Here is a 12,504-nt window from a genome sequence, read left to right on the forward strand (position 1 = left end):
TGGTCATGATGGCCGGCGCGGTTTTAGCCGGATGCGGCAGCACCAATACAAAAGCACCGGAGCAGAAAAAAATTGTAATTGGGCTGGATGATAATTTTCCGCCAATGGGTTTTCGGGATGAAAAGAACAATATTGTGGGCTTTGATGTCGACATGGCAAAAGAAGCTGCTAAAAGAATGGGCATTGAAGTAGAGTTTAAACCAATTGACTGGAGCAGCAAGGAAGCAGAGTTAAATGGCAAGCGGGTGGATGCCCTGTGGAACGGCATGAATATTACTGAAGACCGCAAGAAAAATATATTGTTTAGCGAACCTTATATGGATTGCAAGCAGTTGATTTTCTTGCCGAAAAGTTCCAGCGTCAAAGGCTTGGAAGACTTAAGAGGCAAAGTGGTGGGTATTCAAAATGCCAGTACGGCGGATGAAATCATTGAAGCTAATCAGAATATGAAATCTTCCTTTAAAGAAGTAAAAAAATATGGGGACTGTATTTCTGCTTTCATGGATCTGGAAACCGGTCGTGTGGATGCGGTAATAACGGATGAAACTTTTGGCCGGTACTTTATGTCCAAGAATCCTGAAAAATACATTGTCCTGGATAAAGCCATCGGTGAAGTCGGCATTCTGGGCATCGGATTCAGGAAAGATGATCAGGCTTTGCGGGATAAAGTGCAGAAAGCACTGGATGAAATGAAGCAGGACGGCACATCAGCCAAAATTTCGCAAAAATGGTTTGGCTCCGATATCATTAAAAAATAATGCAAAAATAGGACTCAAAGGCTGATGGCATATTGCCATTGGCCTTCTATTTTATCCGGCAGATATGATATAATGAAGGCTGTGTTTCAAGGTAAAAGGAAGAGGAGAATCGCAATGGAAAAAATACTGACCATGATCGGGCCCATGCTGGATGGGGCCAATATTACAGTACAAATGTTTTTTATCACCTTGGTGCTCTCATTGCCACTGGGCCTAATTATGTCATTGGCCCGTCTGTCGAAATACAAGCCAATAAGTTTCCTGGTTGAGATATACATCTGGTTAATGCGGGGGACGCCGCTGATGCTGCAGCTTTTATTTGTCTATTATGCTTTGCCTCTTATTCCTTATGTCGGTATTCGGCTGCCGGATTTTCCCGCCGCGATCGTTGCTTTTGTTCTTAACTATGCCGCTTATTTTGCCGAAATTTTCCGGGCCGGGGTTCAATCCATTGAGCGGGGACAATATGAAGCCAGCAAGGCGCTTGGCATGACCTATCTCCAGACCATGCGGCGCATTATTCTGCCGCAGATGATTAAGCGGGTGCTGCCGCCGATCAGCAATGAAACCATTACCCTGGTGAAGGATACTTCCCTCATCTATATTCTGGCCATGAATGATTTGCTGAGAACCGCCAGAACTATTGTACAGCGGGAGTTTGATATGACGCCGTTTTTTATTGCCGCAATCTTTTATCTGGGGATGACGCTGGTGCTTACCTGGATATTTAAGAAGCTTGAACAGCGCTATGCAGCATACGATGAGTAGGAGTGAGTCTTGATGAATATGATCCGCTTGCAAAATATTCGCAAAAGCTTTAACAACCTGGAAGTCTTGAAAGGCATCAGCCTGGAAGTTGCCCAGGGGGAAGTGGTGGCCATTATCGGGCCTTCCGGCTCCGGTAAAAGTACGCTGCTTCGCTGTCTGAACCGGCTGGAGACCATTGATGGGGGAACCATTGAAATCGAAGGAGAAATTTTGGCTGCCGAAGATGATAGCGGACGCTGCCGTTATGCCCGTGAGAGTAAGGCGCGGAAGATTTGTCATAAGATGGGGATGGTATTTCAGCAGTTTAATTTATTTCCTCACATGACGGTCGTTGATAATGTGGTGGAAGCACCGCTGATTGTGAAAGGAATCAAGCGGGAAGATATCCTGCCCGAGGCCGAAGAATTACTGCGTAAGGTCGGGCTGTTCGAAAAGAAAGACAGTTATCCTTCCCGCTTGTCCGGCGGACAGAAGCAGCGGGTGGCCATCGCCCGGGCTTTAGCCATGAAACCGGATATTATGCTGTTTGACGAACCGACGTCAGCTCTGGATCCGGAGCTGACCGGGGAAGTATTGAAAACGATGCGCCAGCTGGCTCAGGAGCATATGACCATGCTGGTGGTTACCCATGAAATGGCCTTTGCCAGGGAAGTGGCTCAGCGGGTTATTTTTATGGACGACGGGGACATTGTGGAAGCTGGCACACCGGAGCAGGTCTTCAGCAATCCGCAGCAGGCCCGTACTCAGGCGTTTTTAAACAGCACACTGTAACTATTCAGATACAAATCAAGCCCGTGGCTTGCCGATTGGCAGAACCACGGGCTTGATTTATGGGTTGGCGTTACTTTGCGTTAAATACGCCGGTTATTCTGTATTGTAAAACATTGCTATCGTTTTTAAGCGCTTTTTCCAGTACATTGATATCGCTGCCGGCTAACTCCAACACATAGGTATACTCGCCTAATTTGGTTTTTGCCGGCCGGTCGTGCAAACTGATAACCGTAAATCCTTTACGGGACAGGTTGTTCAGAACTTTCGGCAGTTCCTGCGCCGGTCCCTGCAGCACTACGGTGGCTTTTTGGCTGCCTAATGTTTGATTCTTTTTAAGGGTGACAACCCAGAATCGGGTAACGTTGGTATTCGTATACTGCAGATCGCTGGCCAAAACAGCCAGATTATAAACAGCAGCGGTACGGGAGGCAGCGATGGCCGCCGCAGAAGGGTCGCCCATTTCCGCCACTCTTTTGGCTGCTTCGGCGGTGCTGGGAACTTCGATCAGTTTTGCCTCAGGCAGATTGGCTTTTATCCAGTCTTTGCTCTGGGCAAGACCCTGAGGGTGGGACATGATGGTTTTGATACCTTTTATATCTGCGCCGGGCAGGGCAAGGAGGGTCTGGCGGATGGGAAGATTGATTTCTCCTACAACCACCAGTTCCGCGTCGTTAATTACCGCATCCAGGTAATTATAAACCGGTCCGCCAATGGTATTTTCCACAGGCACTACCGCGTATTGACTCTGACCGGTTTTGACCAGCTTTAATGCTTCAGGTACCGTAGGCACCGGGACGGTTGTTTCCTTGTCGCCAAAGAAGATCGCGGTTGCTTCCTCGGTATAAGTTCCTGCCGGCCCTAAATAGCTTACATTGGCGAAAGCAATACTTGAGCAGACAAGAATCAGTAAAGTAACCGTTGCAATGACAGAAAATCTTTTTTTCATAAGACCATCTCCTAATTTTATTTAGATGCAGTCTGAGGCAGTTATTGGTTCCGAATCCAACAGGTAGGTGAGTAAAAAGCTGCCGGTACAGGCCAGCCATTCCAGGTAGATCACATGAGGAAAGATATGGACAGCCGGGACGGTCTGCCAGAGAATCAATACCGCCACACCGGTTAGTATGGTATAAAAGGCGGCATTCTTCCGGCACAGGCCCGGGGCAAAAAGGGTAAACAGCACAATCACGCTGAAGGCGGCAGTCAGGCTGAGACCGACCATCAGGGTGTTGATAATACCGCTGATGGTCATGGCCAGAGTGAGAGTGAGAACTCCCAGACAGAGTACGGCTCCTTTGGTGACTGTAACATAACGGGCATCACTGATTTTCGGGTTAACAAATTTTTTATAAATGTCTTGGGAGAACAAGGTCGCCGAGCTGAGAAGCAGGTTGCAGGCGGTAGATACATCGGCAGCCCATAAGGCGGCCAGTGTGATCCCGGCCAGAATCGGATTCAGGGACATAATCGTCATCGGCAGGGCCAGAGCCGGAGTGACATCCGGAAACATGGTTCTGGCAATGACGCCCAGTAAAGCACTGACAAAGCCGATAGGCAGCATCATCAGTCCGCCGATGATAAAGCCGCGGCGGGCGGTTTCTACATTTTTGGCTCCCAGGGAAATCTGAATAATACTTTGCAGCGATAAATTAACCGTGATGAGAACGATGATCCAGCTGATAATGCCGACGATGCCAACGCCGTCAAACAGACTGAAATAGGGAATGTTGGTCGGCAGCTGGGACTGGATAGGCTCCAGCCCGCCGGCAAGCTTGACACTGATAACGGTAGCCAGGGTAATGCCAATGTATTTTAGGGACACATTTAACAGGTTGGATAGGCTGGCCGACCACATGCCGCCAATTAAAGTAATGCCGATAAATACAACGGCGCTGGTCAGCATACCGGCAGTAAAAGTAAAGATTTCAGGCATTAAGGCGTGAAGAATGCTGCCGCCGGCGATATACTGCATCGACATAATGACCAGCTGAATAATAATTTGGCAGGCAATGCCGGCGACCATGCCTTTTTGATCATAATGCCGGCCCAGGAGTTCCGGTATAGTGGTAATGTTCAGTTCCCGGTATTTTTTAGCAACGACCATGCCCATAACAATCGCCCCAATGCCCCAGGCGGTTGTATACCAGCCGGCAGAAAGACCGACCTTGTAGGCTTGTTCCGCCACGCCGATGGTCGATGCCCCGCCAACGGCAAGACCGACAATGGAGACGGTAATCAGGGGAGTCGTCAGCTTTCTGCCTGCCAGCACATAGTTGTCTGAGCTGCCGGCAGAGCGCCGTTTGGCATAGTAACTAATAATAAATATTAACAGAATATATACGATTACAATGAAAAAAGGGATACTCATAGAACCTCCTTGATTTGTCATAAAATTTATAAGCTGTCCTTCTATGCCGGCAATAGAAGAAAAAATCGCCCCTCCGAAGAGGGACGATAGTCATCGTGGTACCACCCAAAATTAAACCTTAAAATAAAATAAAAAGTGATACCGCATGAGGGGCGAATTGCCGCGGTACCACCCTGTATTTGATCTTAAGATCGACTCTAAATCTGTAACGCAGACGAAACGGCGCGACCTACTGCAATTTTCAGCCCGCAGCTCAGGAAGGAACTTCATCAGGCAGTTTCAGCCGGTTTACACCACCCACCGGTTCTCTGAATGAAACATACGCAACTACTTTTTTCCGTCATCACTAATCCATATTCTATTATTATCCTGATTATATATAGCAGCTATACGATTGTCAATACCTAATGCATTAAAAAATTGCCGCAGTGATTCAGCCTGCTGCAGGGGAGCAGGCTGCAGTAAATTAAGGTAAAAGCAGTTGACATTCCCAATTTAGTGTAATAAGATTAATATACTAATGAGAATTTTTGTTATCGGCAAACTTGCTGAAAGGCAAGGGCGCAAAACCATGGGTCTAATAGTAATTAATTACTTATGATCGCCAGGTTGCATCCTTATAAAAGGATACAACTGGCGGTTTTTATTTTATAGGTATCTGTTAGTGCCGATAAATAGGAGAGGAGTCCATTTTGAAAATCTTACTGATAGAGGATTCTAAATTTTCTCAGAAGGTTGCTGCCAAGATGCTTTCCCAAGTATTTCCTGATGCCGAACTGATTTTGGCCGATAATGGTGTGACTGGCTACGAACGCTTTCAGCAGATACGGCCGGATGTGATTGTAACTGATTTATTAATGCCCCGGATGAGCGGACAGGAATTGATCAAAAAAATTCGTCAAAGCGATTCGTATGTTCTTATTTTTGCCTTGACGGCTGATGTCCAGCAATCAACCCAAGAAGGGTTAGTACAGTATCATATTGCCGCCTTTATCAACAAACCCCTGAATCAGGAGAAGCTGGCTTTGGTGCAAGCCATAGTGGAGAAACGATTCCATGATGCTTAGTGAGATGCAGCAGGATGCCCTTACTGAAATCTTTAATATATGTGTCGGCCGGGCAGCCGGTATATTGTCGGAAGTGGTGAGCCGGAAAATAGAACTGTCCATACCGGAGATTGAACTGCAGTCTGCCGGCAATGTTACGGCCTGTCGGCTCGCTTCCTGTATGGGGAATACATCAGGTCATGTCATGTCTTCTTCTTTGCAGTTCGGCCAGGAATATAACGGAAAAGCTTTTTTATTGTTTGCCGCCGATCAGGCTAAACTACTGGTTAACCTGTGCCTCAACGAAGAAGTCGATGAAAATATGGCTGCTTTTGCGGAGAAAGAACTGCTGGATACCGATTTTGATGTTATCAAGGAAATTGGCAATATTATTTTGAATTCGGTGGTGGGCGGACTGGGCAATTTGCTGACAACGAATTTGACTTATTCGCTGCCGGAAGTGGAGATGCTGTTTGTTTCTACCGAAGTCCAGGCGGATGTATTGAAGAGTAATATATATGTATTGATGCTGAAAACTTTGTTTTCGATTGCCAATACCCAATTTCGCGGGACGATACTGATTGCTTTGGGAATGGATTCCGTTACCCGGTTAATCGCTAAAATTGATGATATGGTGGAGGAAAGCGATGAATTCACTGTTTAATTGTCTTTTGGACAGCTTGGCTCAGGGAATACTGCTTGTGGACAAAGAGTATCGGGTAGTTATTTGGAACGGGTGGCTGGAGCGGGTGACAGGGCTGACCAAAGCGGAAGTAATCGGTGAGAAAGTGTCATCAGTCTGTCCCTGCTTTGCCGAGCTGAAGTTCAGACGAATCTTAATGGATACCCTTGTTCACGGTCAAAATTGCTTTTTTGCGGGAATTCTGCACCATGCTTTTGTGTTTCCCCGGGATGGAGGAGCTTCGCAAAAAGCAAAACGGCAAAACATGCAAATTGAGTCATTTTTTTATCAGGGAGAACCCTTCGCGTTAATTCAGATTACCGATATTACCGGCCAATGTCGGCGGGTTCGCTGTCTGCAGACATTGATCAAAGAACTGGAAAGCGATATTCAGACTGTAAAAAAAGCCGAAGCAAGCGCCAGACACAGTGCGCTGCATGATCCATTGACAGGACTCTGCAACCGGAACTTATTTTATGATCATTTGGAATATGCCATCAATCAGACAAAACGGGACAGGCACTGCTTTGCGGCGGTATTATTTATTGATCTGGATAGTTTTAAAAACGTCAATGATACGTATGGACATATTATCGGCGACGAATTGCTGAAAAAAGTGGCGAAACGGCTGAAAGAGTGCCTTCGGCAGACGGATGTCGTCGCCCGGTTTGCCGGCGACGAATTTGTTATACTGCTGCCTAAGCTTCGTCGTTTCTATGCGGCCAATTTTGTCGGTGAAAAAATCCGGCGGTCGTTTGATCAGGCGTTTGAGATAGAAGGTATCAGCATCAGCATTACCGCCAGTATTGGCATCAGCCTTTATCCGGTGGATGCCGGCGATGTGGAGGGTATGCTGAAAAAAGCGGATCAGGCCATGTACGCCGTCAAAACCCTTGGTAAAAATAATTACCGGCTTTATAATGACAGGGCTTAGTTCTTTGCCGGGAAGCGGCTGCTAATAGAAAATAACATCATCCGGATGATGTTATTTTCTATTATTTTTTTCCCGTCATAGGGGATATCCTTTTTGAATCGAACTATTATAGTAAAGAGATACCAATTTTGAGGAGGGAACAGGATGGAAGTTGTCAGGTTGTGCGAATTATTAATGAACAGTAAAAACGCAATTGCTTTTACCGGGGCGGGGATGAGTACCGAATCGGGGATACCCGACTTTCGCAGTCCCGGTACCGGGCTGTGGGAAAAGCTGGATCCGGGACTGCTGCATATTGATGTTCTGCGATCGGATCCGGAAACCTATTATAAAAACTTTAAGCTGTTTGCAGCCATGGGACAGGGCCACCAACCCAATGCCGGTCACTATGCCCTGGCTAAGCTGGAAGAAATGGGATTAATAAAAAAAGTCGTTACCCAAAATGTGGATTCGTTTCATACTTTGGCCGGCAGCAAAAATGTGCTGGAAGTTCATGGCCATTTGCGGGAATGTTCCTGTATGAAGTGCGGCAAGGTGTATCCTTATAAAATTCTGGCTGATTATTTGCAGCGAGATGAATATCGTCCGTTATCGCCCTGCTGTCACCAACTGCTGCGTTCGGCAGTTGTCAATTTTGGCGATTCTCTGCCCGATGAATTTTACACTTTTATGACCAACGAATTGCCGAAAGTCGATTTTTGCCTGGTTCTCGGCACCAGTCTGGCGGTTTATCCGGCTGCTCAGATACCGGAGTATGTCAACAGGGTTGCCATTGTCAACAAGACGGCGACAGCACAGGACGGTAAGGCGGAGCTGGTGATTCATGCTTCCATAGGCAGTACCCTGGAATCTTTGGTAGAAGAAGTGGTGAAACGCCGCTTTCCGGTGTAAACAATCTTGGACTACCGGAGCCGTCGATAGTTTTTAGCTGTCGGCAGCGGCGGCAGGTTTGGCTTTTGTAATATACAAGCCGGCAAAAATAGTAACGGCGCCGATAAACTGGAGCCAGCCGAAGCCCTCTCCCAAGGCTACATAGCCGAGAGCGACGGAAAAAACCGGCGGTAAATTATTATACAAAGAGGCCTTGGTGCTGCCGAGTATCCCGGTACCCCAGATCCACAGACAATTGGCCAGACAGAGCGGGAACAGTCCGGAATAGAGGATGCTTGCCCAGCCGGGCCAGGGGATGGCACGCCAGTCCGTTGCCAGGGTGGAAGGCACCGACACCAGGAGAAACAGGCCTGTTGAAAGAAGCAGTATATAGGCAGTGCTCTGATAGCTCGAATACACAGCGGTCAGCCGCCGGGAAAAGACGGTGTAATAGCCATAGCTGAGCTGGGCGGCCAGCAGCAGCAGCGCACCGGTAATATGTTCACCGGCGAAGCTGATTTCCTTGCCTGTTCCGGCTACCATAATTCCTACGCCGGCAAGGGATACCAGGATGCCGGCGGCAGCTGCCCGATGAATCCGCTCCAGCCGGTGAAAATGATTAATCAGAGCCACGCTGACCGGCAGTCCTCCTAAAATCAGGGATGCATTGCCGGCAGTGGTCAGCTGAACGCCTTTGGTGAAGAAAATTTGAAAAAAGAAAAAACCCAGACTGCAAATGAGGAGTGTTTTCCAGTCTTTCCGCAATAAAGGCCGCCAGCTTCCCAAGCGCCGGAATACAATCCAGCCCACCGTCAAAGCAGCCAGCATGCGTACCGCATTATAGGGCATCGGCTCGACATAGAGAAGGCCGATTTTCATAATAGCCGGGTTGATTCCCCATAAAAAAGCGACAAAAGCTAAAGTCAAATGGACGCGAATCGTAAACACCTCCGCGATGATTGGGGTAAGTACCCGTACAGTATTCCCTTTATTTCGCGGTTTTGGCCGTGAATCCTGCCAGGTAGGGTTTTGAAAAAGCAAGTTGACAGATACAAAAATACCGGATATACTAAATAAAAGATTACACTTTAATTATAAATCAGAATCAAACAACAAAATATTGTAATAAAAAAGTTATGAAGGAAATAATTGCAGGTAGTATGCTTCAGAGAGCCGGTGGATGGTGCGAACCGGCAGTAGAACGCTGCAATCGTCACTCCCGAACTGCAAAGCTGAAAGTCAGTAGGCCGCGCCGGTATCAGCTCCTTGCGAGTGCAACCGTTATATTGCTAGGGTTGTTAGACCTGATGAGATATATCTGCCTGCTTTTTGACAGGCTGGGTATAAATAAGGGTGGTATCGCGAGAGTAACCTCTTGCCTCTTAATTTTGAGGCAGGAGGTTTATTTTTTTGCTGAAGGAGGGATAGTTCAAAGCGTGGCTTGGTTTCGAAGGAAATAATAAATTATCGGAGGTAATTATGAACACAAAGTCTTCTCAGTTTCGCTGGTATTTGGCATTTATTATGTTTGCGATTAGTTTTTTATCCTACATGGATCGGGTGAATTTATCGGTTGCGACACCGGCTATCATGGGAGAATTCGGTTTTAGCAAAATAAATATGGGGCTGCTGCAGACAGCTTTTTTTGTCGGTTATGCGATGATGCAGATACCGGGCGGCATTATGGCCGAAAGGTTTGGCTGCCGGCGGGTGGTGGCTGCTGCCGTTACCTTCTGGTCCATGTTCACCTCATTAACCGCTGTATGCAATAGTTTTACTATGTTTGCCACCGTGCGGGCCTTATTCGGCGTAGGGGAAGGTCCCCTGGCGCCGTCTTTCGGCCGGTTTATTTATCGCTGGTTTCATACCAACGAAAAAGCCCGGGGGTCGGCTTGCTTTCTCGGCGGAATGTTTATTGGCCCGGTGATCGGACCGGCAGTAACAGTCGCCTTAATGCTAGCGTTCGGCTGGCGCTCGGTATTCCTCATTTTTGGAGCGGCTGGATTAGTTTTGGCGCTGTCATGGTATTGGTTTGTCAGGGAATCACCGCGGGAAAGCAAGTATGTCAGCGCGGCGGAGGCGGACTATATTGAAACCGGCGTGACGCCTGCCCAGGAGCAGAAAAACGCACCCTGGCGTAATTTTATGACTTCCTCGCAATTTTGGGCCATTGGTATTCAATTTTTTATCACGGATTATATTATGTATGTGTTTTTGGCCTGGTTACCTTTATATTTAATGGAAGCACAGCATTTTTCACTAACCAGCATGGGAATTGCGGCTTCCCTGCCCTGGGCAGCTTTATGTCTGGTTACCTTCGCTACCGGGTTTATAAGTGATAAACTGGTAGGCAGCGGCTTATCGAAGCACAAAGCCCGCACGCTGTTTGGCATGACGGGGCTGGCTATTTGCTGCATAGCGCTTTATTTGGGAGCCGTTGCTGCCGATCCCTGGTGGAATGTATTTTGGCTGACGGTATCATTAGGTTCCCTTGGCTTTACCTTTAATGCGGCCTGGGCGGCCTGTATCGACATCGGCGGTGAATTCTCCGGCTCCGTATCCGGCTGGATGAATTTCTGGGGGAATCTGGGCGGTGCTGCAGCACCCATCTTTACGGCCTGGGTAGCGACGAGCTATGGCTGGCAGGCGGCAATCCTGGCTACTGCCGCCTTGGCGATTATCGGTATCGGCGCCTGGGTGGCCGTAAAACCGGATTTACCCCTGTTGATGCGTTATGCTAAAGAACAGTCTGCCGGTTCCGGCTTGGGAAATAAAGCCGCATCGTAGAAATTTGGTAAAAAAATCTAAAAGACAGAAGGTAATTTATGCTGGCGCGGTAAAATTAATGTGAGAAAATTCATTGAAGGATTGCTGTTTTCGGCAGGCAGAGATTTTGAAAATTAAGTCTGTAGTTTGTGTCGGCACTTACCCTAAAGCAGGGCGGGTGCCTATTTTTTTTATTGTTCCACATGATGAACTGAACGACAAGAAGCGTATAATTCGAAAGGATTTAGAAGTATATCAAGCGAAATTAATAAAGTATATCATAGGAACAGTCGGGGAGGAGCAGATTGTGGGAAAAAAGCGATTTCACGGGATTATTCCGCCGGTTGCCACTATCTTTACCAAGGAGGGCAAGCTGGATGCTGCCGGGATGGGACGAATGATTGATTATGTTATTGCCGGAGGCGTTCACGGACTGTTTTTTCTCGGCAGTGCCGGAGAGTTCAGCAACATGTCCGAATCCTTGCGCAAGCAGACGGCAGAGTTCTGTATCAGACATACCGCCGGACGGCTGCCTGCATTGGTGGGCATTTCAGCGCTCGGCACCGATGAAACGATTATGTACGGCAAACATGCAAAGTCCATCGGTGCCGATGGCGTGGTCGTGATTAATCCGTACTATGCCTTGTTAAGCGAAGAAAATCTTTATAATTACTTTAAAACAATTGCCGGGGAAGTGGATTTGCCAATTTTTATTTATCATTATCCCGACGTAACCGGGCAGGCTATTCCGGTGCGTATTTTGAAGAAACTGGCCCTGGATTGTCCGAACATTGTCGGCGTGAAAGATACGGTGGACACGTTGAATCATATTCGTGACGCTATTTTGGAACTGAAGACGGCTCGCCCGGATTTTCTGGTTATTGCCGGCTTTGATGAATACATATTAAGTACTTTGATTCTCGGCGGCGACGGCGGCGTACCGGCCAGTGCCAATTTTGCTCCCCAAATTACAGTGGGAATATATGAAGCTTTTCAAAATAAGGACTATGAGCAATCTTTTGCCCTTCAAAAACGCTTGGCCTATGTACCTCAGGAAATTTATCCGTTGGCAACTCCTTTTTATGCGGTTCTAAAAGAAGCCGCTCGTATGACCGGGCTGGATATTTCCACCCATGTACTGGCACCGGCAGCTCCTCTGTCGCCAGAAAAGAAAATACTCCTACGGGCATCACTGAAAAAAATCGGCATTTTGCAGTAAAGACAGGCAGGGTATCAAACAAAGGCAAAGGGAGCGGGACGGACAAAAAAGAATGTCTGTTCGCCTCTTTTTATTTGCCGCAGCAGGGGAACAATGGATGGCGAAAACAAGCGTATCAGGAAGAAATCATAAGATATAGGGATTGATCAGAGAATAAATCATATTATAAAGATAAATGATTGCCAAACAAATCCGAGAATGGATAGACGAAGCAAGAATAAAAGGGTATAATGTATTTCACAGAGATCGACGTTATACGACAATGGTTGTTAGGCCGCTGTTTTCGTTTGATAAGTTGTCTTTGCGACCAGAGTTGCTGGTC

Annotated in this window: 12 protein-coding genes, 1 riboswitch and 1 other annotated feature; of the genes, 9 read left to right on the forward strand and 3 right to left on the reverse strand. The window is 47.3% G+C overall.

All coding sequences use genetic code 11. The features are described 5' to 3' along the window. The 3 genes from ABFC84_16310 to ABFC84_16320 form a co-directional block, all read left to right on the forward strand. A partial coding sequence (locus tag ABFC84_16310; GenBank protein ID MEN6414301.1) for an amino acid ABC transporter substrate-binding protein occupies positions 1-758 on the forward strand: 758 nt, incomplete at its 5' end. A 114-nt stretch (positions 759-872) separates the two neighbouring features. After that, entirely contained in the window at positions 873-1,526 is a 654-nt protein-coding gene (locus ABFC84_16315; GenBank protein ID MEN6414302.1) for an amino acid ABC transporter permease, read from the forward strand. Positions 1,527-1,538: 12 nt separating this feature from the next. After that, positions 1,539-2,297, forward strand: a complete 759-nt coding sequence (locus ABFC84_16320; GenBank protein ID MEN6414303.1) for an amino acid ABC transporter ATP-binding protein — start codon at positions 1,539-1,541, stop codon at positions 2,295-2,297. Positions 2,298-2,367: 70 nt separating this feature from the next. Here the strand turns inward: ABFC84_16320 and pheA are convergent, their stop codons facing one another. Both pheA and ABFC84_16330 read right to left on the reverse strand, forming a co-directional pair. Continuing rightward, a complete protein-coding gene (gene pheA / locus ABFC84_16325; protein MEN6414304.1) occupies positions 2,368-3,243 on the reverse strand; it encodes a prephenate dehydratase in 876 nt (291 codons plus the stop codon). A gap of 21 nt (positions 3,244-3,264) precedes the next feature. Next, on the reverse strand, positions 3,265-4,686 hold the full coding sequence (locus tag ABFC84_16330; GenBank protein MEN6414305.1) for a sodium:solute symporter family protein: 1,422 nt from the start codon (positions 4,684-4,686) through the stop codon (positions 3,265-3,267). A gap of 55 nt (positions 4,687-4,741) precedes the next feature. Further along, positions 4,742-5,018 (reverse strand) — a binding site (T-box leader). 175 nt (positions 5,019-5,193) lie between these two features. Further along, a riboswitch (cyclic di-GMP riboswitch) is annotated at positions 5,194-5,282 on the forward strand. A gap of 75 nt (positions 5,283-5,357) precedes the next feature. Here ABFC84_16330 and ABFC84_16335 point away from each other — a divergent pair. The 4 genes from ABFC84_16335 to ABFC84_16350 all read left to right on the forward strand — a co-directional run bounded on the left by ABFC84_16335 (position 5,358) and on the right by ABFC84_16350 (position 8,218). Beyond that, positions 5,358-5,732, forward strand: coding sequence for a response regulator (locus ABFC84_16335; protein ID MEN6414306.1), 375 nt, complete (start codon positions 5,358-5,360; stop codon positions 5,730-5,732). After that, positions 5,722-6,375, forward strand: coding sequence for a hypothetical protein (locus ABFC84_16340; GenBank protein ID MEN6414307.1), 654 nt, complete (start codon positions 5,722-5,724; stop codon positions 6,373-6,375). The genes ABFC84_16335 and ABFC84_16340 overlap by 11 nt, the downstream gene beginning before the upstream one ends. After that, complete coding sequence (locus ABFC84_16345) at positions 6,359-7,327, forward strand: diguanylate cyclase (GenBank protein MEN6414308.1); 969 nt, start codon at positions 6,359-6,361, stop codon at positions 7,325-7,327. The genes ABFC84_16340 and ABFC84_16345 overlap by 17 nt, the downstream gene beginning before the upstream one ends. A gap of 144 nt (positions 7,328-7,471) precedes the next feature. Further along, entirely contained in the window at positions 7,472-8,218 is a 747-nt protein-coding gene (locus ABFC84_16350) for a Sir2 family NAD-dependent protein deacetylase (protein MEN6414309.1), read from the forward strand. 33 nt (positions 8,219-8,251) lie between these two features. On the opposite strand, the gene ABFC84_16355 is transcribed toward ABFC84_16350, so the two are convergent. Beyond that, on the reverse strand, positions 8,252-9,238 hold the full coding sequence (locus ABFC84_16355; GenBank protein ID MEN6414310.1) for a DMT family transporter: 987 nt from the start codon (positions 9,236-9,238) through the stop codon (positions 8,252-8,254). Positions 9,239-9,676: 438 nt separating this feature from the next. Between ABFC84_16355 and ABFC84_16360 the strand changes: the two genes are divergently transcribed. Both ABFC84_16360 and ABFC84_16365 read left to right on the forward strand, forming a co-directional pair. Next, positions 9,677-10,984, forward strand: a complete 1,308-nt coding sequence (locus ABFC84_16360; protein MEN6414311.1) for an MFS transporter — start codon at positions 9,677-9,679, stop codon at positions 10,982-10,984. Between the two features lie 106 nt (positions 10,985-11,090). Further along, positions 11,091-12,182 carry a dihydrodipicolinate synthase family protein gene (locus ABFC84_16365; protein ID MEN6414312.1) on the forward strand — a complete coding sequence of 364 codons (1,092 nt, stop codon included), beginning with the start codon at positions 11,091-11,093 and terminating at the stop codon, positions 12,180-12,182. Positions 12,183-12,504 lie beyond the last annotated feature (322 nt).

Source organism: Veillonellales bacterium (genome assembly GCA_039680175.1).
GTDB lineage: Bacteria > Bacillota > Negativicutes > JAAYSF01 > JAAYSF01 > JBDKTO01.